We start from the raw sequence: 23,847 nt of genomic DNA on the forward strand, positions 1-23,847 counted from the left end.
GCCCGGCGGGCGGCCCGTGACGGAGCCGCCCGACCGGGAGGGAACCGTCAGCCGCGGGTGACGCCGCTGACGTCGGTGAGGTAGCCGATCCGTCCGTCGTCGTCACGGACGACGAAGTGGTCGCCGCGGTCCTCGAGGACGAGCGCCCAGGCGGTCGGGCCGATCCGGAATACGGGGGTGCCGTGCTCGTCGACGACCTCGCGCTCGACGGGGACGAGCGCCCAGAACGGCTGCGAGGCGGGAATCGCCTGAGTCTGCGCGGCGGGCTCGGCGACCGGGACGGCGCCCGTCTCGTCGAACATCGGCGCGAGCTCGTCGACGCCGCCGTGCGGAGCCGGCGCCGGCTGCTCCGCGTCGGGCTCCGTCACATCGACGTGCTCGTCGTCGTCGTTCGTGAGGATCGTGTCGTAGATGCCCTCGTCGGCGCCGGGCGCCTGCTCGGCGGGCGTCTGCTCGGCGGGCGTCTGCTCGGACGCATCCGTCACGACGTCGTCCTCTGCGGCCGCAGCGGCGCCCTCCTCGGACGCGTCGGCGTGCGCCGGCGCGACGTCCGCGGGCGGCGCGGGGGTTGCGAACGGATCCCCCGCGGCGGCACGCTCCGGGGCGTTCGCCTGCGCGTCGGGTGCGTCGGCGTAGGGATTGGGCGTCGACGGCGCGCCGGCGCCGGCATCGGACGCGGGAGCCCACGGCTCGCCCGCCGGCTGACCGGAGGGGGCGTGCTGCCCGTACGGCTGCTCGCCGTAGGTCTGCTGCCCGTACGGCTGCTGGCCGTAGGTCTGCTGTGCGTAGGGCTGCTGCTGTCCATAGGGCTGCTGCCCGTACGGCTGCTGCTGTCCATAGGGCTGCTGCCCGTACGGCTGCTGCTGTCCATAGGGCTGCTGCTGCCCGTACGGCTGCTGTCCGTAGGGCGCGGGCTGCCCGTACGGCTGCTGCTGGCCGTATGCTCCCTGCGCGCCCTGCTGCGGCGCGTACGGGTTCTGCGGGTCCCATCCGTTCGGCGCGGGAGCCTGGCCTCCCGGCTGCTGCCACGCCGGCTCGGGCTTGGGCGCCCGGCGGATGGGCCGCGCGGCCCGCGCTGCCGGATGCGCGACGCTCTCCGCTCGCCCCGCGAAGTCGTCGCGGAACGGCGGCACGAACGGCGCGACCACCGTGAAGAACACGCCGGCGAGCGCGAGCAGCGCTTCCAGCCAGGGCACCCACGTGGCCGCTCCGTACGACCATCCGATGCGCCCCAGCCACGTCACGGCGGCGACGGAGAACGCGACGGAGGCCACCTGGTCGACGCCGAGCGAGCCCACGCGCGTGATGGCGCTCGGGGCGAGGCGGCGCAGCACGAGGAGGAACGCGGCGCCGGCGGGCAGGAGCACCCCGAGCACCCAGTCGAGCCCGCTCGCCCAGATCGGCACGTAGGCGAAGCGGATGAGGGAGAAGAACGAGAACAGGAAGAGCAGCCCGCCGAGGATGACGAGGATGAGCTCGCGGGCCGTGAACGGCCCGACGCCGCTCTGCGCGGCGGCGCCATCGGGCTGGGGAGCGGGTGCGCTGCCGTGTTGCTGGTCGGTCACCGGGGTTCCTTCCGTCGTCGGATCGCGTCGATCCTACTGGTGTGCACTGTCGGGTCCGGGGTCATCCCAGGCACTGCGGCCCGAGCAGCGCCTTGAGGTCGCCGAACAGCTCAGCCGTGATCGAGACCGGCATCGGCACCTCGAACACCTTCGCGGTCCGGCCGCGATGCATCTTGAGCCGCACCTCGGTCTCGCCGCGATGGCGGCGCAGCACCTCGGCGAGCGATTCCGCCACCTGCTCGGTGGCGCGCTGCTCCGGCAGGAGCAGCAGGAGGGGGCCTGCGGCCTCGAGGGCTCCGACGTCGGGCACGAAGGCCGACTGCGCGTGCAGGTTGAGCCCGTCGTCGCGGCGCGAGACCCGGCCGCGCACGGCGAGAACGGAGTCCTGCTGCAGGATCGGCTGGAACTCGGTGTAGGTCTTCCCCATGAACATCACCGTGACCTCGCCGTCGAAGTCCTCCACGGTGATCATGCCGTAGGGGTTGCCGCTCTGCTTCGCCACGCGGTGCTGCGCGCTCGTGACGAGCCCGGCGACCGTCACCTGGTCGCCGTCCTGCAGGTCCTCGGAGGCGAGCAGGTCGCTGATCGTGATGGAGCGGTGCTTCGCGAGCGGCACCTCGAGCCCGGCGAGGGGATGGTCGGAGACGTAGAGGCCGAGCATCTCGCGCTCGAACGCGAGCTTGTCCTTCTTCGTCCACTCGGGGCGCTCCGGCACCTTCTGCGCCGCCTCCGGCTCGTCCCACAGGCTGTCGAAGTCGAACCCGATCGCGCCGCCCGCCGCGTTGCGCTTGTCGGTGACGGCGAGCTCGACGGCCTGCTCGTGGACCTCGAGCAGCGCGCGGCGCGACGATCCCATGGTGTCGAACGCCCCCGCCTTGATGAGGGACTCGACCGTGCGCTTGTTCGCGACGTGCATCGGCACGCGCGCCAGGAAGTCGTGGAAGCCGGTGTACGGGCCGTCGGCGCGCGCGGCGATGATGCCGTCGACGACGTTGGATCCGACGTTGCGGATGGCGCCGAGCCCGAAGCGGATGTCGTCGCCGACGGCCGCGAAGAACCCGATCGACTCCGAGACGTCGGGCGGCAGCACGTGGATGCCCATGCGCCGGCACTCGTTGAGGTACATCGCCAGCTTGTCGCGCGAGTCGCCGACGCTCGTCAGCACGGCGGCCATGTACTCGGCCGGATAGTGCGCCTTCAGGTAGGCGGTCCAGTACGACACGACGCCGTACGCCGCCGAGTGCGCCTTGTTGAAGGCGTAGTCCGAGAACGGCAGAAGGATGTCCCAGAGCGCCTTGATGGCCCCCTCGCCGTAGCCGCGCTCGGTCATGCCGCCCGCGAAGCCCTCGTACTGCTTGTCGAGCTCGGACTTCTTCTTCTTGCCCATCGCGCGCCGCAGGATGTCGGCCTGTCCGAGGCTGAAGCCGGCGACCTTCTGCGCGATCGCCATCACCTGCTCCTGGTAGATGATGAGGCCGTAGCTCGTGTCGAGGATGTCGCGCAGGGGCTCCTCGAGCTCGGGATGGATGGGCGTGATCTCCTGCTGCCCGTTCTTGCGGAGCGCGTAGTTCGTGTGCGAGTTCGCGCCCATGGGGCCCGGACGGTACAGAGCGATGACGGCCGAGATGTCCTCGAAGTTGTCGGGCTTCATGAGCCGCAGGAGCGAGCGCATGGGCCCGCCGTCGAGCTGGAACACGCCCAGGGTGTCGCCGCGCGAGAGGAGCTCGTAGGCCCCGCGGTCGTCGAGCGGGAGGTGCTCGAGATCGAGCTCCTCCCCGCGGTTGGTGCGGATGTTGTCGAGGGCGTCCGACAGGATCGTGAGGTTGCGGAGCCCCAGGAAGTCCATCTTGATGAGGCCGAGCGACTCGCACGCGGGGTAGTCGAACTGCGTGACGATCTGGCCGTCCTGCTCGCGGCGCATGATCGGGATGATGTCGATGAGCGGCTCGCTCGACATGATGACGCCGGCGGCGTGGACGCCCCACTGGCGCTTCAGCCCCTCCAGGCCGACGGCGCGGTCGAAGACGGTGCGCGCCTCGGGGTCGGTCTCGATGACCGTCCGGAACTCGCTCGCCTCCTTGTAGCGCGGATGCTCGGGGTTGAACATGCCGTCGAGGGGCATGTCCTTGCCCATCACGGCGGGCGGCATCGCCTTGGTGAGCTTCTCGCCCATGCTGAACGGGAACCCGAGCACGCGGCCGGCGTCCTTGAGCGCCTGCTTCGACTTGATCGTGCCGTAGGTGACGATCTGGGCGACGCGCTCGGAGCCGTACTTCTCGGTGACGTAGTCGATCACCTCGGAGCGGCGCCGGTCGTCGAAGTCGACGTCGAAGTCGGGCATCGAGACGCGGTCGGGGTTGAGGAAGCGCTCGAAGATGAGGCCGTGCTCGAGCGGGTCGAGGTCGGTGATGCGCATGGCGTATGCCGCCATCGAGCCTGCGCCGGATCCTCGGCCGGGTCCCACGCGGATGCCGTTGTCCTTCGCCCAGTTGATGAAGTCGGCGACGACGAGGAAGTAGCCGGGGAAGCCCATCTGCAGGATGATGCCGGTCTCGTACTCGGCCTGCTTCCGCGAGCGGTCGGGGATGCCGTCGGGATAGCGGTAGTGCAGGCCCTTCTCGACCTCCTTGACGAACCAGCTCTCCTCCGTCTCCCCCTCCGGGACGGGGAAGCGCGGCATGTAGTTCGCCGAGGTGTTGAACTCGACGTCGCACCGCTCGGCGATGAGGAGCGTGTTGTCGCACGCCTCGGGATGGTCGCGGAAGAGCTCGCGCATCTCCTGGGCCGTCTTGACGTAGTAGCCGTCGCCGTCGAACTTGAACCGGTTCGGGTCGTCGAGCGTCGAGCCGGACTGCACGCACAGGAGCGCGGCATGCGCGTCGGCCTCGTGCTGGTGCGTGTAGTGGGAGTCGTTGGTGGCGACCAGGGGGATGCCGAGGTCCTTCGCGAGCCGCAGCAGGTCGGTCATCACGCGCCGCTCGATGGAGAGGCCGTGGTCCATGATCTCGGCGAAGTAGTTCTCCTTGCCGAAGATGTCCTGGAACTCCGCCGCGGCCGCCCTGGCCGCGTCGTACTGGCCGAGACGGAGCCGCGTCTGGATCTCGCCCGACGGGCATCCCGTCGTCGCGATGAGGCCCTTGCCGTACGTCTGCAGGAGCTCACGGTCCATGCGGGGCTTGAAGTAGTAGCCCTCCATGCTCGATCGCGAGCTGAGGCGGAACAGGTTGTGCATGCCCTGCGTCGTCTCGCTCCACATCGTCATGTGGGTGTAGGCGCCCGATCCCGAGACGTCGTCGCTCTTCTGATCGGGCGATCCCCACTGCACGCGCGACTTGTCGCCGCGGTGCGTCCCCGGCGTCACGTATGCCTCGAGCCCGATGATGGGCTTCACGCCGGAGGCCTTCGCCGCCTTGTAGAACTCGAACGCCGCGAAGGTGTTGCCGTGGTCCGTGACGGCGATCGCCGGCATGCCGTAGTCGGCTGCCGCCTGCGTCATGGCCCCGAGCTTGGCCGCCCCGTCGAGCATCGAGTACTCGCTGTGGACGTGCAGGTGGACGAAGGAGTCGGACGCCATGCCTCGAGTCTACGTTTCGCGTCCGACAGGAGGCCGACCGCCCGCCCGCTACTCCCCGCGCAGAACGGCCAGCGCGTGCGCGAGATCGGCCGGGTACTCCGAGGAGAACTGCACCCACTCCCCCGATGCGGGATGGGCGAAGGCGAGCTCGTGGGCGTGCAGCCACTGCCGCGTCAGCCCGAGCCGCGCCGACAGCGTCGGGTCCGCGCCGTACAAGGGGTCGCCGACGCAGGGGTGCCGGTGCGCGGCCATGTGCACGCGGATCTGGTGCGTGCGTCCCGTCTCCAGATGGATCTCGAGGAGCGAGGCCCCGGGGAACGCCTCGATCGTCTCGTAGTGCGTCACGGAGTCCTTGCCGTCCGGAGTCACGGCGAACTTCCACGAGTGGCTCGGATGGCGCCCGATCGGCGCGTCGATCGTGCCGGCGAGCGGGTCGGGATGGCCCTGGACGACGGCGTGGTAGATCTTGTCGACCGTGCGCTCCTTGAATGCGCGCTTGAGGAGCGCGTAGGCCCGCTCGCTCTTCGCGACCACCATCAGGCCGCTCGTGCCGACATCGAGGCGGTGGACGACGCCCTGGCGCTCCGCGGCCCCCGTCGTCGCGACGCGCACGCCCGCGGCGAGCAAGGCTCCGAGGACCGTCGGGCCCTCCCATCCCAGCGACGGATGCGCGGCGACGCCCGCCGGCTTGTCCACCACGACGATGTCGTCGTCCTCGTGGACGATGCCGAGCTCGGGCACGAGGGTCGCGACGACGCGCGGCTCCTCCTTCGGCGACCACGACACGTCGAGCCAGGAGCCGGCCGACACGCGGTCCGACTTCCCGACGACGAGCCCGTCGAGCTCGATCCCGCCCGCCTCGGCGACCTCCGCCGCGAAGGTGCGGGAGAAGCCGAGCATCTTGGCGAGCGCGGCGTCGACGCGCGCGCCGTCGAGGCCGTCCGGAACCGGGAGACGGCGGAACTCGCTCATGCCGAGCGCTCCGCCGTGCCCTCGTCGGCGACGGGTGCCTCCGCCGTCGAGGCGTCCGAGGCGGATGCCGCGTCCGCGGGGGCGCGACGTTCGCGTCGTCCGTCGAATCCGATGCCGATGAGGACGAGGATCGCGACGGCGATCATCATGGTCACGATGAACATGTCGGCGACGTTGTAGATCGCCGGCGTCGTCCAGAACCACATCCACGGCGTGAGGATGAAGTCGACGACGTGGCCGACAGCGAAGCCGGGATCGCGGAACAGGCGGTCGGTGAGGTTGCCGAGCACCCCGCCGAGCAGCAGCCCGAGCACCACGGCCCACAGCCGGGAGCGGATCCGCGTCGCGGCGAGCCAGACGATCCCGACGGCGACCGCGGCCATCGCGATCGTGAAGATCCAGGTGACGCCCTCGCCGAACGAGAACGCGGCACCCGGATTGTAGACGAGGTACCACTGCAGCGCGTCGCCCGCCACGGGCACGGCCTCGCGTTCGGGGAGCGCCGAGATGGCGAGCTGCTTGGTGAACTGGTCGGCGGCCAGCACCACGAGCGCGAGGATCGCGATCGGGGTGCCGGCCGCCGCGGCACGCAGAGGGGGTCGGCGCGACAACGCCGGTCTTACAGACCGATGGCCGACACCGGGCTGGAGCCCGACGACGAACCCGTGGAGTCGAGGTCCTTCAGCTTGGTCTCGAAGTAGCTGCGCAGCTGCTGGCGGTAGTCGCGCTCGAACTGGCGGAGCTCCGTGATGCGACCCTCGAGCGTCTTGCGCTCGGAGTCGAGCTGCGCGGTGACCTCGCGCTGCTTCGCCTCGGCGTCCGCGACGATGCGGCTCGCCTGCGACTTCGCGTCGGAGACGATCTGCTCGGCGGTCGCCTGACCCTCGGCGACGTGCTCGTCGTGGAGGCGCTGGGCGCGCTCGATGATGCTCGCTGCGCTCGACGCGGTCGCGGTCGGCGCAGGCGCGGCGGGCGCGGCCTCGACGACGGGAGCGGGCGCAGGAACGGGCTCCGGCTCGACGACGGGAGCGGGCTCCGCCACGGGCTCCTCGACGGCGGCAGGGGCCTCTCCCGACTCGTAGGCCGCGAGCTTCGCCTTCAGCTGCTCGTTCTCCTCGATGGTCTTGCGCCACTCGACGACGATCTCATCCAGGAAGTCGTCGACCTCGTCCGGGTCGAAGCCCTCCTTGAACCGGACGTGCTGGAACTGCTTGGTGACGACGTCATCCGGGGTCAATGCCATGGTGTTGGCTCCTCTTTCGATGAGTACTCGGTCGGCGGCCGGGATGCGCCCTGGGCCGTGTCCGTGGTTGACAGCATAACCACCGCTCCCGGACGTTGCCGTTCCGGAGGCGGTGGATGAGGGTCTAGATGAACGCCCGTGTGACGGACAGGAGGATGAAGCACACGAGCATCGTGAGGGCGAAGGCGAAGTCGATCGCGATACCCCCCACGCGCAGCGGGGGGATGACGCGGCGGAACATCTTGATCGGCGGGTCGGTCAGCGTGTACGCGACCTCGGCGAGGACGAGAACGGCTCCCCGGGGACGCCACTCGCGGTTGAACATCGGAATGTACTCCAGGACGAGACGTCCGAACAGCACGAAGATGTACAGCAGGAGCGCGAAGTTCAGGATCGAGGCGATGACGCCGATGATGCTCACGACGGCGGATCCTGATCGATCGCGACGCGCGGACGCGTCACGACTGCGCGAACGGCGCCGACTCGATGTCGGCGTGCGCGATGCCTCCGTCGCCCGAGACGGCGATGTTCTCCGGCGAGAGGAGGAACACCTTGCTCGTGACGCGCTCGATGCGTCCGTAGAGTCCGAGCGAGAGGCCGCTCGCGAAGTCGACGAGCCGGCGTGCGTCGGCGTCGCTCATCTGCGAGAGGTTGATGATGACGGGGATGCCCTCGCGGAAGTGCTCCGCGATGGTCTGCGCGTCGCGGTACTGCTTGGGGTGCACCGTCACGATCTCGTTGACGGCGCCGGCGGCCGGCTGCCGGACGACGGCGGGACGGCGCAGCGGCGTGACCGGTGCGGGGGCCAGCTCTTCGATGACCTTCTCCTCTCGGTGGGGGCGCTCGTCGCGCACGACGCGCTCCTCGCGGTGCGAGCGGGGCTGGGGAGCCTCCTCCTCGTACTCCTCCTCGTCGGCGAGGCCGAGGTAGACCATCGTCTTCTTGAGCGGGTTCGCCATGACGTCCTCCGTAGTCTTCGCGTCTTCTCAGAGGCTAGCCCCGCGTGTCGCGGGGGCCGGTGATTGCGGAGCCGATCCGCAGGTGTGTCGCGCCGCAGGCGATCGCCTCGGCGAGGTCGGCCGACATCCCGGCCGAGATCCAGGTCGCGTCGGGGGCGAGCGCGCGCACGCGGTCGGCGCATGCGGCCAGCCGCGCGAACGCGGCGGCGGGCGCCTCGTCGAGCGGTGCGACCGCCATGACGCCGCGCAGCGCCAGGGACGGCGCGGCGAGCACGCGCTCGGCGAGCGCCTCGACATCGGCGGCGGAGACGCCGCCCCGGCCCGGATCGTCCGTGAGGTTCACCTGGACCAGCACGTCGAGCGCGGGGGCGCCCGGCTCGGCCGCCGCGTCGAGCGCGTCGACGAGGCGCTCCCTGTCGACCGAGTGCACGGCCGACGCGCGGCGACGCACGGCCCGCGCCTTCTTCGTCTGGAGCTGGCCGATGAAGTGCCAGCGCAGGGTGTCGAGGTCGGAGAGCTCCTCCGCCTTCGCCACGAGCTCCTGCTGCCGGTTCTCCCCCACGTCCGTCACGCCGAGCGCGTGCAGGTCCCGCACGAGCGCGGCCGGATGGAACTTCGTCACGACGATGCGCGTGATGCCTGCGGGATCGCGGCCCGCCGAGCGAGCCGCGTCCGCGATGCGCGCATCGACGGAGGCGAGGCGCTCGGCGAGACCGCTCACTTCAGGAAGTCGGGGATGTCGAGGTCGTCGTCGGCGAACGCCGGGTCGAATCCGCCGGCATCGGGCAGCACGGGGCTCGACGTCGCGGCGACGCCGACCGCCTCACGCTCCGAGCCGGTGTCCGCCGGCTTGTCGGCGGCCGGCTGGGCCGCCGGCGCGACGGGGAGGGCGGTGGGCTTCTGGGGCTCCGTCCGACCGCCGAAGGCGGGCACGTCGACGCGCGGCTGGGGCTCTCCGCTGTCGAAGCCGGCCGCGATGACGGTCACGCGCACCTCGTCGCCGAGCGTGTCGTCGATGACCGTGCCGAAGATGATGTTCGCCTCGGGGTGAGCCGCTTCCTTGACGAGCTGGGCGGCGTCGTTGATCTCGAAGATGCCCAGGTTCGACCCGCCCTGGATCGACAGCAGCACGCCGTGCGCGCCCTCGATCGACGCCTCGAGGAGGGGCGACTCCACGGCCAGCTCCGCCGCCTTGATGGCGCGGTCCGCCCCGCGCGCGGACCCGATGCCCATGAGCGCCGACCCGGCACCCTGCATGACCGACTTGACGTCGGCGAAGTCGAGGTTGATGAGACCGGGGGTCGTGATCAGGTCCGTGATGCCCTGCACACCGGCGAGCAGCACCTGGTCGGCGGTGGCGAACGCCTCCACCATCGAGATGCCGCGGTCGCTGATCTCGAGCAGGCGGTCGTTCGGCACGACGATGAGCGTGTCGACCTCCTCCTTCAGGGTCGCGACACCCAGCTCCGCCTGGTTCTGACGACGGCGCCCTTCGAACGAGAACGGCTTCGTCACGACGCCGATGGTGAGGGCGCCGATCGACTTCGCGATGCGGGCCACGACGGGTGCGCCGCCCGTACCCGTGCCGCCGCCCTCGCCCGCCGTCACGAACACCATGTCGGCACCCGCGAGGGCCTGCTCGATCTCCTCGGCGTGGTCCTCCGCCGCGCGACGGCCGACCTCGGGGTCGGCGCCCGCTCCGAGCCCGCGGGTCAGCTCGCGTCCGACGTCGAGCTTGACGTCGGCGTCGCTCATCAGGAGCGCCTGCGCATCGGTGTTGACCGCGATGAACTCGACGCCGCGCAGCCCGAGCTCGATCATGCGGTTCACCGCGTTGACGCCACCGCCGCCGACGCCGACGACCTTGATCACGGCGAGGTAGTTCTGGTTCTGGCTCATGCCGGCCTCCGTATCGAACCCAAGCTTTCCGAGCTTCAACCTTCACGTTCAGCTGGAGGGTTAAAGTGTTGCCCGGTATGTATTTCTTCCGTGCTCGACGCTACGGGGCGCACCGTCGCGTGCGCGGCAATGCGCGTGGGCGTGTCGGCAGAAAGTCGCGGATCCGGTCGTCAGCGCACGATGAGGTTGCCCGGCGCCGAGACGTCGAAGGTCGTCACGCCCTCTGGCAGCTCGGCGCCGAGGGCGGCCGTGAGCGCGCTCGCCTTCTCCGGCGAGTCTTCGACGCTCCCCCAGATCACCTGCAGCGCTCCGCCGTCGAGCGCGAACGCGACGTCCTCCGGCGAGGTCGCCGTGACGTTCGAGACGCGCGCACGCAGGTCGGCGGGCAGCGAGCGGACGACCTGCCCCGCCGCGAGGAACGCCGAGGAGCCCGCTCCGCCCGAGGCGTCGATGAGGGGCAGTCCGGCCGGCGGCTCGGCGGAGGTCGCGAGCGCCACGCCCGCGGCGTCGACCGACGTGAAGCCGGCCTCGCCCTGCACGACGCCCACGGGGGTCCGCTCCACGACGCGCACGACGAGGTCGTGCGGTGGGCGCGCCTCGAGGGCGTACGTCTCGATGAGGGGGAATCCGACGAGTGCGGCCTTGACCGCGCTCGCGTCGACGAGCGGGAGCGGCGTCCCGACCTGCTCGGCGAGCGCGGCCTCCACGGCGGGGACGTCGAGCTGATCCGCGCCCTCGACGACGATCCGCTCGACGGCGAAGAGCGGGCTGTACGCCGCCCCGGCGCTCGCCGCCACGACCGCGAGCACGGCGCCGATGCCGATGAGCCAGGCGCGACGACGGCGGCGGGTGCGCGCCGTGAACCGCTTCACCTCGGAGCGCAGCGCCCTGCGGCGCGCCCGCGCCGCACGCCACACGGAGGCGCGCGGAGCCCGCGGCTCGTCCGAGCCGTCGACGGACGGCTCGTCCCGTCCTGCGGCGGACGGCTCTGCGGGGCGCAGCACCGCGATCGGCGCGGTGTCGACCTCGGGCTCCCTCGCGGGCTCGCGATCCTCGATGCCGAGGCGCCGCATGGTGGAGCGCCGTTCCGCCTCCCGACGCGCCTCGTCGGCGGAGACGTGCTCCGCCTCCGTGCGGGAGGAGGACGGCAGCGGACCCGGACGCCGCATGGCCGCCTAGTGCGCCGCCCCGTCGCCCGTGCGGGCGAGCGAGCCGAGCACCTGCGGGATGATGCGGTACACGTCGCCACAGCCGAGGGTGATCACGTAGTCGCCCTCGCGCGCGACGGAGGCGGTGTAGTCGGCCGCCGCCTGCCAGTCGGCGACGAAGTGCACGTTCTCGGGGTCGGCGAACGCGCCGCTGACGAGTTCGCCCGTGACGCCCGGGATGGGGTCCTCGCGCGCGCCGTAGACGTCGAGCACGACCGTGTGGTCGGCGAGGTCTTCGAGCACGCGCGCGAACTCGCCCGCCATGAGCTGCGTCCGGGAGTAGGTGTGGGGCTGGTGCAGGGCGATGAGGCGCCCTGAGCCCACCACCGTGCGCGCGGCAGACAGCGCGGCCGCCACCTCGGTGGGATGGTGGGCGTAGTCGTCGTACACGCTGACGCCCCGCTCGACGCCGTGCAGCTCGAATCGGCGCACGGTGCCGCCGAAGCCCTCCACGGCCCGCAGCGCCGGCTCCAGCGCGTAGCCGAGCGCGATCAGCACCGCGACCGCGCCGGCGGCGTTGACCGCGTTGTGGCGGCCGGGCACGGCAAGGGCTCCCGCAACGCGGACGCCGTCGTGCTCGAGGGCGAAGGACACAGGACCGTCCGTCGCGATGTCGACCACGCGGATGTCGGCGCCCTCGGCCTCGCCGAAGGTGAGCACGCGGGGATGCGCGAGACGCGCCGCGACGCGCTGGGCGCCGGCGTCGTCGGAGGAGATGACGACGGCCTCGCTCGCCGCGTCGGCGAAGCGCACGAACGCATCGTCGAACGCCTCGTGCGAGCCGTAGTGGTCGAGGTGGTCGGCATCGACGTTGGTGATGAGCGCGACCGCCGTGTCGTACAGCAGGAACGTGCCATCCGACTCGTCGGCCTCGACGACGAAGAGCTCGCCCGAGCCGATACCGCTGGACGCGCCGACCGACTGGATGACCCCGCCGTTGACGAAGGAGGGGTCGGCGTCGAGGGCCGTGAGCCCCGTGACGATCATCCCCGTCGACGTCGTCTTCCCGTGCGCGCCGGCGACAGAGACGAGGCGGCGTCCGCGGATGAGGTAGTGCAGGGCCTGCGAGCGGTGGATGACCGCGAGACCGCGCTCCTTCGCGGCGAGGAACTCCGGGTTCTCGGGCCAGATCGCCCCCGTGTACACGACGGTGTCGACGTCGCCCAGGTTCGCGGCGTCGTGGCCGATCGACACGGTCGCGCCGAGCGCCTCGAGATCGCGCGTGTTCTGGCTCTCCGCGCGGTCCGACCCCGACACCGGGATGCCGGCGGCGAGGAACATGCGGGCGAGCCCCGAGATGCCGGAGCCGCCGATGCCGATGAAGTGCACGGCGTCGATGCGCTCGGGGATGGGGACGGTGAGGTCGGGCTTGATCATGGCTCCCCGAGTCTACGTGCGGCGCCTGGCAGGTCGGCCGTGGCGCGCCCGGTCAGCGTCCGGCGCGGGCCGCGTCGAGGTGGGCGATGACGTTCTCGGTGCCGTGCCGCGTCCCCGAGCCCTCGGCGGCGGCGGCCATCGCGTCCAGCCGCGCCCGGTCGGCGAGGAGGGGCAGCACGGCCGTGCGCACGAAGGAGGGCGTGAACGCGGCGTCGTCGACGAGGACGGCCGCACCGGCGTCGACGGCGGAGGCGGCGTTGAGCCGCTGCTCGCCGTTGCCCACCGCGTAGGGGACGTAGACGGCGGGGATGCCGAGCGCGCTGATCTCGCTCACCGTCGACGCGCCCGACCGCGAGACGACGAGGTCCGCGAGCGCGAAGGCGAGGTCCATCCGGTCGACGTAGCGGCGCAGCGCGTACCCCGGCGCGCCGGGATCGGCGAGATCGGAACGCTCCCCCGTGATGTGGAGCAGCTGCCATCCCGCGTCGAGGATCTCCTGCCACGTCGCGGCGATCGCCTCGTTGATCCGGCGGGCGCCGAGGGAGCCGCCGAAGACGAGGAGGGTGGGCGCGTCGGCAGCCAGGCCGAAGTGCTGTGCGGCCTCGGCGCGCGAGCCCGCGCGATCGAGGTGCACGATCTCGGGGCGCAGCGGCATGCCGACGACCTCGCCGCGCGCGAGCGGGGTGCCCTCGAACGCCACGCCGACCGCCGCGGCACGGCGAGCGCCGAGCACGTTGGCGAGGCCGGGACGCGCATTCGCCTCGTGCACGACGAAGGGCACGCCCTCCTTGCGGGCGGCGACGTAGGCGGGTGCCGAGGCGTATCCCCCCACGCCCAGCACGACGTCGACGTGGCGCTCGCGGATGTGCCGCCGCACCTCGCGCACGGCCTTCTGCCAGAGCGCGGGGAAGCGCAGGGCGTATCCGTCTGGTCGTCGCGGGAACGGCACCTTGTCGACGAACAGCAGCTCGTAGCCCCGTTCGGGCACGAGACGCGACTCCAGCCCCTCGCGGGTGCCCAGCACGAGGACGTCGTCGGAGGCGTCGCGCGAGCGGAGGCCGTCCGCGACGGCGAGGAGCGGGTTCACGTGGCCGGCGGTGCCGCCGCCGGCGAGGAGGTACGTCGTCACCCCCCGATCCTCGCACGGAGGCCGCGGGGCGCCGGGGCGTCAGGCGCGCCGGGCGGCACCCGGGCGCGTCGGGGGGCGCGTCGGATCGGGCCGCATCGGGAGCGTGCGCGCGCACGCGAGCAGGACGCCGCAGGCCACGAGGAGCGCGATGAGCGACGAGCCGCCCGCCGACATGAACGGGAGCGGGACGCCGAGGACCGGGAAGACCCGCAGGACGACCCCGATGTTGATGAGGGCCTGGCCGATGATCCACACCGTGATGCCGCCCGCCGCGATCTGCACGAAGAGATCGTCGCTCCGGCGGACGATGCGCAGCGCCGCCCACCCCAGGACGACGAACAGCCCCAGCACGACGAGGCAGCCGAGCAGGCCGAGCTCCTCCCCCACGATCGCGAAGATGTAGTCGTCGGCGGCGGCCGGCAGCCAGTCGTACTTCTCTTTGGAGTTGCCGAGGCCCAGGCCGAACAGGCCCCCGCTCGCGATCCCCCAGATGCCGTGCAGCGGCTGGTAGCAGTCGTTGAGGTAGCAGCTGAGGTCGTCGGGGTTCAGCAGACTGAGGATGCGCTTGAGCCGGTTCTCGCTCGTCACCGCGAGGGCGACGACCGCGACCGCCCCCAGGATCGTCGGGAGGACGAACATGCGCAGCGAGGCGCCGGAGAAGAAGATCGCGCCGAGGACGATCAGCACGACGACGATGGCCGTGCCGAGGTCGTGGCCCACCAGGATGAGCCCGGCCGCGAGCACCGCGACGGGGATGACGGGCACGAAGACGTGCTTCCACGACGTGAGGAGCGTGCGCTTGCGGAAGAGGATCGCCGCGATCCAGATGACGAGGGCGAGCTTGATGAACTCGGACGGCTGCAGGGACACGCCGCCGATGTAGATCCAGTTCTGGTTGCCTCCCACGGCCCGTCCGAAGAGGATCACGAGGAGCTGCAGCGCGAGCGATCCGATGAGCGCAGGCCACGCGAAGCGCCGGAGCACGTTCACCGGCATGCGGCTCACGACGAGCATGAGCGGGACGCCGACGACGGCGACGATGAGCTGCGAGAGCCCGCCGTCGAAGGGGCTCTCCCCGCTCTGCAGCGAGGTCACGGTCGTCGCGGAGGTGATCATCACGACGCCGAAGGCCGTCAGGAGCACGACCGCCGAGAGGATGAGGAGGAACTCCAGCGGGACGGGCTGGAGGGCCTTCCCGAGCGAGACGCGCGCCGACAGCGCGCGGCGCGGCCCGTCAGTGCCCGAGGGAGGCGTCGTCGTCTGCGTCATCGTCCTCCCCGAACCTCTCCCTCACCGCCGCGGCGAAGCGGTCTCCGCGGTCGCCATAGCTCCGGAACTGGTCGAACGAGGCGGCCGCGGGGGCCAGCAGCACCGTGTCGCCCGCGAGGGCGACGGAGGCCGCGAGCTCCACGACGCGCGCCATGACGTCTTCAGTGTCGGCGTGGTCGACCTCGAACACGGGCACCGCCGGCGCGTGTCGCGCGAACGCGTCGACGACCTCGGCGCGCTCCACGCCGATGACGATCGCCGCGCGCACGCCCGCGCCTCGCGCCGCGACGAGGTCGGAGATGTCGACGCCCTTGAGGAGGCCGCCCACCACCCAGACGGCACCGGGGTAGGCGGCGAGCGACGACGCCGCCGCGTGGGGGTTCGTCGCCTTCGAATCGTCCACCCACGTCACGCCGCCGGACGCGGCGACGACCTCGATGCGGTGCGGGTCGAGGCGGAAGCCCGCGAGGGCCGATCGGACGGCGGCGGGCGCGACGTCGAGGGAGCGTGCGAGGGCGGCCGCGGCGAGGATGTTCGCGACGATGTGGGGGGCGGCGAGCCCCGCGGCGGCGAGCTCGTCGACCGTCGCGAGCTCGAGGGCGCTCGTGCGGCGGTCGTCGAGGAAGGCGCGGTCCACGAGGATGCCGTCCACGACGCCGAAATCGCTGGGGCCCGGCACGCCGAGGTCGAAGCCGATCGCGCGCGCGCCCTCCACGACGTCGGCGTCCTCGACCATCCGCCTGGTCGCCTCGTCGGCCTTGTTGTACACGCAGGCGGCGCGGGTGTTGCGGTAGACGACGGCCTTGGCATCGCGGTAGGCGGCGGCGGATCCGTGCCACTCGAGGTGGTCGTCCGCCAGGTTGAGGCACACGGCGGCGTGCGGGCTGACGGCACCGGGGCCCTCGCCGTCGGCGAGCCCGACGTAGAACAGCTGATGGCTCGAGAGCTCCACGACGAGCACGTCGAACCCGGCGGGGTCGCGTACGGCGTCGAGCACGGGCACGCCGATGTTCCCGCACGGAGCGGCACGCAGGCCGCCCTCGGCGAGCATGGTCGCCGCGAGCCGCGTCGTCGTCGTCTTGCCGTTCGTTCCCGTGACGAGCACCCACGCGGCCGGCGTCCCGTCGGGGCGCACCACCTTGTCGCGCACGCGCCAGGCGAGCTCGATGTCGCCCCAGAGCGCGATTCCGCTCTCGCGCGCCCACCGGACGACCGCGTGAGACGGCGGGAAACCCGGCGAGGCGACGACGACGTCGGGCGCGAAGTCGACGAGCTCGTGCGGGGCGGCGTCGAGGGCGCCCTTCCACAGGCGTGCGCCGATGACCGGCAGCAGCCGTTCGTACTCCTCCGCGGCGGCCTCCGTCACGACCAGCACGTCCGCGCCGAGCTCGACCAGGGTGTCGGCGACCGAGAAGCCCGTCATCGACAGACCGAGCACGGCGACGCGCAGGTCCGTCCAGTCCGCATGCCAGCTCGTGAGGGAGTCGAGCCGCGATCCGGCGGCGTCGTGCGCTTCGGTCATACCTGGGAGAGCCATTCGACGTAGAAGAGGCCCACGCCGCTGACGGCGAGGAGGCCTGCGATGATCCAGAACCGCACGACGATGGTCACCTCGGGCCATCCGCGCAGTTCGAAGTGGTGGTGGATGGGGCTCATGAGGAAGAGCCGCTTGCCCTTGGTCGCCTTGAAGTAGAGGCGCTGCAGGATGACCGACCCGGACGACATCACGAACAGCCCGGCGATGAGCACGCCGAGCAGCTCGGTGCGCGTGAGGATGGCGAGGGCCGCGACGACGCCGCCGATCGCCATCGAGCCGACGTCGCCCATGAAGACCTTCGCCTTGGGCGCGTTCCACCACAGGAATCCGACGAGCGACCCGACGAACGCGGCGGACACGATCGCGAGGTCGAGCGGGTCGCGCGCCTGATAGCAGGCCTGCAGGTACTCGTCGGCGAGCTGCGTCGTCGAGCACGCCTGGTTGAACTGCCAGAACGCGATGAGGCTGTAGGCGCCGACGACGAAGATCCCCGCGCCGGCGGCGAGGCCGTCGAGCCCGTCGGTGAGGTTGACGCTGTTGGAGAAGCCCACCCCGAGCAGCGAGAGCCACGCGAGGTAGAGGAACCATCCGAGCACGGGCCCGAGCGCCATGAACGACAGCACCGGGATGTCGCGGAAGAACGAGATGTAGGCGCTCCCTGGCGTGAGCGCGTAGGTGTCCCCGAAGTTCATCGCGACGATCCCGAACGGGATGACGACGAGGATCTGGCCGATGATCTTCTTCCAGCCCGACAATCCCGCGTAGTGCTGCATGCGCACCTTGAGGAAGTCGTCGATGAAGCCGACGGCGCCGAAGCCCACCATCATCCACAGGACGAGCCATCCCGACGCGGTGGGCGGGTTGTAGCCCGTGTACGCCCCGACGAGGTAGCCGACGATCGTGCCCGCGATGAAGACGACGCCGCCCATGGTGGGGGTGCCGCGCTTGAGCTCGTGCTTGGGGGCGTTGAAGTTCTCGCCGTCCGTGCGGATGACCTGACCCCAGCCCCATCGGCGGAACGCGCGCAGGAACAGCGGGGTGAGGAAGAGCGTGAACGCCAGTGAGATCGCCGCGGCCGTCAGGAGTGATCTCACGAGAACGATTCTCCCAGACGATCGCCGAGGAAACGGAGCCCGGCGGAGTTCGACGACTTGACGAGCACGCGGTCGCCGTCGCGCAGCTCGCCGACGAGGTAGTCGTAGGCGGCGTCGGCGTCGGCGAAGAAGACGGCCTCGTCGTTCCAGGAGCCCTCCGCCACGGCGGCGAGGTAGAGCGCACGCGCCTCCTGGCCGACGACGACGATGCGCGGGATGCGGAGGCGGACGGCGAGCAGGCCGATCTTGTTGTGCTCGTCGACGGCGTGCTCGCCGAGCTCGCTCATGGCGCCGAGCACGGCGACCATCCGCTCTCCCTCGCCCGTGATCTGCGCGAGGGTGCGCAGGGCAGCCTGCATGGAGTCGGGGCTGGCGTTGTAGGCGTCGTTGATGATGCGGATGCGATCGGAGCCCATCACCTGCATGCGCCAGCGCTCGGCGAGCTCCACCGTCTCGAGTCGGGCGATCGCGTCGGAGAAGCGCACGCCGAGCGCCATCGCGGCGGTCGCGGCCGCCAGCGCGTTCTTGATGTGGTGTCCGCCCAGGACGCGCAGGCGCAGCGGCAGCCGCTCGCCGTCGGCGATGACGACGGAGTGCGTGCCCGACGCCGTGACGTCGAGCTCCGCGGCGCGCACGTCGGCGGACTCCGACTCGCCGAACCAGCGCACGGCGAGTCCCCGCTCGCGGGCGATCGACGCCATGCCCGCCACGCGCGCGTCGTCGGCGTTCAGCACGGCCGTGCCGCCGGGGCGGATGGCCGACACGAGCTCGGATTTCGCCCTGACGGTCGCCTCGATGCCTCCGAAACCGCCGGCATGGGCCATCCCGACCATGAGGACGACGCCGACGTCGGGGGTCACGAGGCCCGCGAGCCGCGCGATCTGACCGGACGCGTCGGCGCCGAACTCGCACACGAGGTACCGCGTCGACTCCATCACGCGGAGCATCGTGAGCGGAGCGCCGACGGCGTTGTTGTACGAGCCGACGGGCGCGACGGTCTCGCCCTCCTCGCGCAGGATCGTCGCCAGCATGTTCTTCGTCGTCGTCTTGCCGTTCGAGCCCGTGATGCCGACGATCCGGAGCGCGCCGAGGGCGCGCACGCGCGCGACGACCTCGCGGGCGAGGTCGGCGATGGCGCGCACGACGTCGGGGACGACGATCTGCGTGACGGGCTCGTCGACGACGCGCTCGACGAGGGCGAGCACGGCGCCCTGGGCGACGGCTCGGCCGACGAACAGGTGCCCGTCGGTGACCTCGCCGGGCTTTGCGACGAAGACGCCGCCTGCGCCGATGGCGCGCGAGTCGGTGTCGACGTCGCCGCTCACGGTCGTCTCGGGCGTGGCGTCGCCGTGCAGGCGCAGTTCGCCGCCGACGGCGCGCGCGATCTCGGACAGGGACAGGGCGATCATGTGATGGGGTTCCTCCGCGCGCTGCGCGTCATTCCGCGAACTTGGGAAGCGGGTCCTCCGACGTCTCCGAGGGCATCACCCGGTAGGTCTTCAGAGTCTGGGTCATCGCCTTCTGCAGGGCGGGCGCCGTGGCCGCAGACGATGTTACCCGGGTGGGCTCGTCGAGCGTGACCATGACGATGTACTGGGGGTCGTCCGCGGGGACGACGCCGAGGATGCTCGTGAAGTAGAGGCCCGCCTTGTAGCCGCCGTTGCCGTCCGACTTCTGCGCCGTCCCCGTCTTGATCCCGATGCGGTAGCCGTCCACGGCGACCTGGTCGGCGAGCGTGCCCTGCGTGGCGACGTTCTCGAGCAGCTGGATGGTCGTGTCGGCCGCCTCCTCGCTCACGACGCGCTCGGGGTCGCTCAGCTCGGGCTCCGTCACGGTGCCGTCGGCGGCCGTGCACGACTCCACGATGTGGAGGGGCTCGCGCACGCCGCCGTTCGCGAGCGTCTGGTAGGCGTTCACGACCTGCGGCATGGTCGTCGTGAAGGCCTGGCCGAAGGTCGTCGCGTAGTGCGTCTGGCCGTCCCACTGGTCGGCGGGGTAGATGAGCCCCGACTCCTCGCCGGGGAACCCGATGTCCGTCGCGGTGCCGACGCCGAAGCGCTGCAGGTACTCGTAGCGCGTCTCGTCCGAGACGAGCTCGCCGAACTTCGACAGCGCCACGTTGGAGGAGTCGATGAGCGCGCCCGTCAGCGTGTAGTTGTACGCGGGATGCACGAAGGCGTCGCCGACGACGGCGCCGTTCGGGAACGTCTCGTGCGACGACGCCGTGACCGAGGTCTCCGGCGTCGCCGCGCCCTGGTCGAGCAGGGTCGCCGCCGTGATCGCCTTGAACGTCGATCCGGGTTCGAACGTCGTCGAGAAGATGCGCGAGCCGCGGTCGGCCTCCTCGGTCGCGCCCGGGTCGTTGGGGTCCACGGTGGGATACTCCGCGGCGGCGCGCACGGCGCCCGTCGCGACCTCGACGACCATGACGGCTCCGGCCCTCGCCCCCTGGATCCCGACCTCCTCCGCGATCATCTGCTGCATGTACCACTGCAGATCGCTGTCGACGGTGAGCTGCAGCGTGCCGCCGTCGACCGCCGCCTCCGTCGTCTCCGTACCGGGGATGATGAGCCCGTCGGAGCCCTGCTGGTAGGTGAGCGCGCCGTCCTCCGCCTGCAGGCAGGAGTTCTCGGCCGACTCGTAGCCGGCCAGCGGCTCCCCGTCCGTGCCCACGAAGCCGAGCAGGTTGCCCGCGACGGCGCCGTTGGGATACGCGCGGGACTGGCTCGATTCGAAGTAGAGATACGGGAGGCCGAGTGCCACGAGCTCCCGGTACTGCTCTGTCGTGAGGCCGTCCGCGAGCAGCGCGTACTCGCTGTCGGGGTCGGCGGCGAGGGCGTCGGAGATGATCCTGTCGACCTCGAGACCCGTCATGCCGACGATCGCGCCGATGTCCGCCGCGCTCTCCGCCCACGTGACGGTGTACTCCTCGCCGTCCTCGCCCTCGTGCTCGATGTCCTTGACGTGCTGCGGATCGAACTTCGCGAGATACTCCATGGAGCTCGAGGCGAGCACCGTGCCGTCGGCGTCGACGATCGTCCCCCGCGTGCCGTAGAGCACCTGCGAGTTCGTGATGCCGCTGTAGGCCGCACGGTTCTCCATGTGCTCCTGCGCGTTGACGACCTGGATGTCGACGAGCCGCACGGTGAATCCCGCGACGATCACGACGACGACCGCGCCGGCCACCGCGGTGCGCCTGCGTACACTGCGCCGGGCCTTGGCGTGCATCTGTCCTCCTCGGTCGGCGGGCGGGCGGGGTCGGTCGGCGTCGGCTCAGTGGGTGCTCGGGCTGGGCAGCCCCTCGTCGATCGCGGGGGGCAGCTGCTCCGCGGGCTCCTCCGCCGTGGCGGCCTCCCCTGCCGAGGGTGCCTCATCCGCCGCCGCCTCCTCGGAGGACGCCTGCGTGTCCGCGAGAAACTCGTTGCCGACCGCGGCCGGGCCGTTCGCGTCGACGGTCGAAGCGGACCCGGCCGCGACGCCGCCGCCGATGACGGCGCCGTCGCTCAGGCGCAGGTATCCGGGCGCGGCATCGATGACCATCCCGAGGTCGGCCGCCTTCTGGGCGAGGTTCTGCGGCGAGCTCAGACCCGCGACCTCCTCGTAGAGCTGCTGCGACTCGAGCGTGAGCTCGCGCTGCTGCGCGTCGAGCGCCGCGACCTCGAACGTGCTCTGCGTCGTCATGACGCTGAGTCCCATCTGCGCGGCCGCGATGAGCACGGCGCCGACGACGGCGACGACGGCGTACGCGACGCGGGGGCGTCGGCGGCGGGACGGCGTCTCGACGGGACGCAGGTCGGGGCGGCGCCGCTCCTCCTCCCGGCGTGCGGGCGCGACGCGGGCGGTGGCCAGGGCTGCGGGGCTCATGCGGCCTCCTTCACTCGCTCGACGGCACGCAGGCGCACCGGCTTGGCACGGGGGTTCGACGCCGCCTCCTCGTCGCCGGCGAGCTCGGCGCCGCGAACGAGCAGTCGGAACTCGGCGGCGTGCTCCGGGAGCTCCATGGGGAGCCCGGCCGGCGCCTTCGAGGCGGTCGCCTCGGAGAACAGGCGCTTCACGAAGCGGTCCTCGAGCGACTGGTAGGACAGCACGACGAGGCGCCCGCCGACGGCGAGCGACGCGAGGGCCGCGGGGATGGCCCGTTCGAGCGCGGCGAGCTCTCCGTTCACCTCGATGCGAAGCGCCTGGAAGACGCGCTTGGCGGGGTGTCCGGCGTTCTTGAGCGCCGAGGGCGTGGCGTCCTGCAGGATGTCGACGAGCCGACCGGATCGCTCGATGGGGGCCTCGGCGCGTGCCGCGATGATGGCCCGCGCGTAGCGTCCGGCGAGCTTCTCCTCGCCGTAGCGCTCGAAGATGCGGCGGAGGTCGCCCTCGCCGTAGGCGGCGACGACGTCGGCCGCCGTCATGCCGCCCGTGGGGTCCATCCGCATGTCGAGCGGTGCGTCCTGCGCGTAGGCGAAGCCCCGCTCGGCCTCGTCGAGCTGCAGCGAGGAGACGCCGAGGTCGTAGAGCACGCCGTCCGCCCGCTCGACGCCTGCCGACGCGAGCGCCTCCTGGATGCCGTCGTACACGGTGTGCACGAGCGTCGTCCGCGAGGCGAACCGCTCCAGTCGCGCCCCCGCGATGCGGAGGGCGTCGGGATCGCGGTCGAGTCCCACGAGGCGGATGCCCGGGAAGCGCTCCAGGAACGCCTCCGAGTGCCCGCCCATCCCGAGCGTGCCGTCCACGTACACGGCGCCGTCGTGGTCGAGCGCGGGCCCCAGCAGCTCGACGCAGCGCTCGAGCATGACGGGGGTGTGGATGTCGCGGATGCCCATGTCGTCTCCCTCGTCCGTCCCCGGCTCTGATTCCCAACCGCTCGACCTGCCGCCGGGGAAGTGGCGTCAGGGCTGCGGGTGGGGATCACAACCGGGGTCAGAACAGTCCGGGGATCACCTCCCCCTCCAGCTCGGAGTAGCTCTCCTCATTGCTCTCGAGATATGCGTTCCAGGCGGCCGCATCCCAGATCTCCGCGTGTGCGCCGACACCCGTCACGACGAGCTCCTTCTCGAGGCCCGCGTAGGCCCGGAGATGCGACGGGAGCGTGATCCGGTTCTGGCCGTCCGGCGTCTCGGCGCTGGCTCCGGACAGGAACATGCGCAGGAAGTCGCGCGCCTGCTTGTTCGTGAGCGGAGCCTCCCGGATGCGCTCGTGCACGCGCTCGAACTCGGCCGTGCTGAAGACGTACAGGCAGCGCTCCTGTCCGCGCGTGACGACGATGCCGCCTGCCAGCTCCTCGCGGAACTTCGCGGGGAGGATGACGCGGCCTTTGTCGTCGAGCTTGGGGGTATGCGTGCCCAGCAGCATCGGCCATCACACCCCCTTCGTTCCGGCCAACTCGAGGTGTGCTCCACTTTACTCCACTTGCCTCCACTGTCTAGGGGCGATTGGAGATTCCCAGGGAGCTGCCACGACGAGAAACCCCGTGTTCTCAAGGGAGCACGGGGGTGGAGGAAAAGGGAGACCCTGTGGCGGACCGGACCGGTCGGGGGCATAGAAAAAGCGCCGACCCGGAGGTCGGCGCTTCTCGAGTGGAGCGGGGTGGAGGCTACTGGCCCTGCTGCCGGCGGTCCCATCGGTCGTTCATGCGGTCCATGAAGTTGCCGGACTGCGTGGGCGTCTGCGGCGGACGGCCCGTTCGCGGCTCATCCCCGGGGTCGCCGCCCTTGGCCGGCGTGGTGGCGAGGATGACGCCGCCCACCATGGCCGCGAACCCGACGACGCCGAGCGCGATGCCGACGGCGAGGACGCTGTTCCAGACGGCGATCCCCGCGACGACGGCGGCGAGGCCGACGAGGACGAGGACGGCCCCGTAGATGACATTGCGGTAGCTCAGCGCACGGCGGCCGGAAGCGCTCACGACGTCGGCGTCGTTCTGCATGAGATGGCGTTCCATCTCGTCCAGCAGGCGCTGCTCCTGTTCGGAGAGTGGCATGGTGTCCCCCTCGGGTGAAACTCGTGGTTCATTCTATCGCCGCGTGCGCT

General features: G+C 71.3%; 21 protein-coding genes. All 21 read right to left on the bottom strand.

Going from position 1 to position 23,847, the window contains the following annotated elements; genetic code table 11:
- Positions 1-47: 47 nt before the first annotated feature.
- The 21 genes from ACWGPF_RS06875 to ACWGPF_RS06975 all read right to left on the bottom strand — a co-directional run bounded on the left by ACWGPF_RS06875 (position 48) and on the right by ACWGPF_RS06975 (position 23,797).
- Positions 48-1,565, bottom strand: a complete 1,518-nt coding sequence (locus ACWGPF_RS06875; protein WP_452332116.1) for a hypothetical protein — start codon at positions 1,563-1,565, stop codon at positions 48-50.
- Between the two features lie 61 nt (positions 1,566-1,626).
- Positions 1,627-5,139, bottom strand: coding sequence for a DNA polymerase III subunit alpha (gene dnaE, locus ACWGPF_RS06880; RefSeq protein WP_452332117.1), 3,513 nt, complete (start codon positions 5,137-5,139; stop codon positions 1,627-1,629).
- 48 nt (positions 5,140-5,187) lie between these two features.
- A complete protein-coding gene (locus ACWGPF_RS06885; RefSeq protein ID WP_452332118.1) occupies positions 5,188-6,111 on the bottom strand; it encodes an RluA family pseudouridine synthase in 924 nt (307 codons plus the stop codon).
- Entirely contained in the window at positions 6,108-6,722 is a 615-nt protein-coding gene (locus ACWGPF_RS06890) for a signal peptidase II (RefSeq protein WP_452332119.1), read from the bottom strand. Before ACWGPF_RS06890 ends, ACWGPF_RS06885 begins: the two co-directional genes overlap by 4 nt.
- 8 nt (positions 6,723-6,730) lie before the next feature.
- Positions 6,731-7,354 (bottom strand): DivIVA domain-containing protein, encoded by a 624-nt coding sequence (locus ACWGPF_RS06895; protein ID WP_345434735.1) that lies wholly within the window; start codon positions 7,352-7,354, stop codon positions 6,731-6,733.
- A 124-nt stretch (positions 7,355-7,478) separates the two neighbouring features.
- Positions 7,479-7,775 carry a YggT family protein gene (locus ACWGPF_RS06900; protein WP_345434733.1) on the bottom strand — a complete coding sequence of 99 codons (297 nt, stop codon included), beginning with the start codon at positions 7,773-7,775 and terminating at the stop codon, positions 7,479-7,481.
- 37 nt (positions 7,776-7,812) lie between these two features.
- Positions 7,813-8,313 carry a cell division protein SepF gene (locus tag ACWGPF_RS06905; protein WP_452332120.1) on the bottom strand — a complete coding sequence of 167 codons (501 nt, stop codon included), beginning with the start codon at positions 8,311-8,313 and terminating at the stop codon, positions 7,813-7,815.
- 34 nt (positions 8,314-8,347) lie between these two features.
- Positions 8,348-9,034: a YggS family pyridoxal phosphate-dependent enzyme gene (locus tag ACWGPF_RS06910; RefSeq protein ID WP_452332121.1), complete on the bottom strand. Its 687-nt coding sequence runs from the start codon at positions 9,032-9,034 to the stop codon at positions 8,348-8,350.
- Positions 9,031-10,212, bottom strand: a complete 1,182-nt coding sequence (gene ftsZ, locus ACWGPF_RS06915; protein ID WP_345434726.1) for a cell division protein FtsZ — start codon at positions 10,210-10,212, stop codon at positions 9,031-9,033. The genes ACWGPF_RS06910 and ftsZ overlap by 4 nt, the downstream gene beginning before the upstream one ends.
- Positions 10,213-10,382: 170 nt before the next feature.
- The gene (locus ACWGPF_RS06920) at positions 10,383-11,381 is read right to left on the bottom strand and encodes an FtsQ-type POTRA domain-containing protein (RefSeq protein WP_452332122.1); all 999 of its coding nucleotides are present in this window, start codon (positions 11,379-11,381) and stop codon (positions 10,383-10,385) included.
- A gap of 6 nt (positions 11,382-11,387) precedes the next feature.
- Positions 11,388-12,797 (bottom strand): UDP-N-acetylmuramate--L-alanine ligase, encoded by a 1,410-nt coding sequence (gene murC / locus ACWGPF_RS06925; RefSeq protein ID WP_452332123.1) that lies wholly within the window; start codon positions 12,795-12,797, stop codon positions 11,388-11,390.
- Positions 12,798-12,849: 52 nt separating this feature from the next.
- Complete coding sequence (locus ACWGPF_RS06930; protein WP_452332124.1) at positions 12,850-13,926, bottom strand: UDP-N-acetylglucosamine--N-acetylmuramyl-(pentapeptide) pyrophosphoryl-undecaprenol N-acetylglucosamine transferase; 1,077 nt, start codon at positions 13,924-13,926, stop codon at positions 12,850-12,852.
- Positions 13,927-13,965: 39 nt separating this feature from the next.
- A complete protein-coding gene (ftsW, locus tag ACWGPF_RS06935) occupies positions 13,966-15,195 on the bottom strand; it encodes a putative lipid II flippase FtsW (protein ID WP_452332125.1) in 1,230 nt (409 codons plus the stop codon).
- A complete protein-coding gene (murD, locus tag ACWGPF_RS06940) occupies positions 15,161-16,717 on the bottom strand; it encodes a UDP-N-acetylmuramoyl-L-alanine--D-glutamate ligase (protein ID WP_452332126.1) in 1,557 nt (518 codons plus the stop codon). The genes ftsW and murD overlap by 35 nt, the downstream gene beginning before the upstream one ends.
- The gene (gene mraY / locus ACWGPF_RS06945; protein ID WP_345434714.1) at positions 16,714-17,826 is read right to left on the bottom strand and encodes a phospho-N-acetylmuramoyl-pentapeptide-transferase; all 1,113 of its coding nucleotides are present in this window, start codon (positions 17,824-17,826) and stop codon (positions 16,714-16,716) included. The genes murD and mraY overlap by 4 nt, the downstream gene beginning before the upstream one ends.
- Complete coding sequence (locus ACWGPF_RS06950; RefSeq protein ID WP_452332127.1) at positions 17,823-19,235, bottom strand: UDP-N-acetylmuramoyl-tripeptide--D-alanyl-D-alanine ligase; 1,413 nt, start codon at positions 19,233-19,235, stop codon at positions 17,823-17,825. Before ACWGPF_RS06950 ends, mraY begins: the two co-directional genes overlap by 4 nt.
- A gap of 28 nt (positions 19,236-19,263) precedes the next feature.
- Complete coding sequence (locus ACWGPF_RS06955; protein ID WP_452332128.1) at positions 19,264-21,054, bottom strand: peptidoglycan D,D-transpeptidase FtsI family protein; 1,791 nt, start codon at positions 21,052-21,054, stop codon at positions 19,264-19,266.
- A gap of 45 nt (positions 21,055-21,099) precedes the next feature.
- Positions 21,100-21,690, bottom strand: a complete 591-nt coding sequence (locus ACWGPF_RS06960) for a hypothetical protein (RefSeq protein WP_452332129.1) — start codon at positions 21,688-21,690, stop codon at positions 21,100-21,102.
- Positions 21,687-22,640 (bottom strand): 16S rRNA (cytosine(1402)-N(4))-methyltransferase RsmH, encoded by a 954-nt coding sequence (rsmH, locus tag ACWGPF_RS06965; RefSeq protein ID WP_452332130.1) that lies wholly within the window; start codon positions 22,638-22,640, stop codon positions 21,687-21,689. Before rsmH ends, ACWGPF_RS06960 begins: the two co-directional genes overlap by 4 nt.
- A 97-nt stretch (positions 22,641-22,737) precedes the next feature.
- Entirely contained in the window at positions 22,738-23,169 is a 432-nt protein-coding gene (gene mraZ, locus ACWGPF_RS06970) for a division/cell wall cluster transcriptional repressor MraZ (RefSeq protein ID WP_345434704.1), read from the bottom strand.
- Positions 23,170-23,410: 241 nt separating this feature from the next.
- Positions 23,411-23,797, bottom strand: a complete 387-nt coding sequence (locus tag ACWGPF_RS06975) for a DUF3040 domain-containing protein (RefSeq protein ID WP_452332131.1) — start codon at positions 23,795-23,797, stop codon at positions 23,411-23,413.
- Positions 23,798-23,847: the final 50 nt, after the last annotated feature.

It is taken from the genome of Microbacterium sp. NPDC055683 (genome assembly GCF_053617895.1).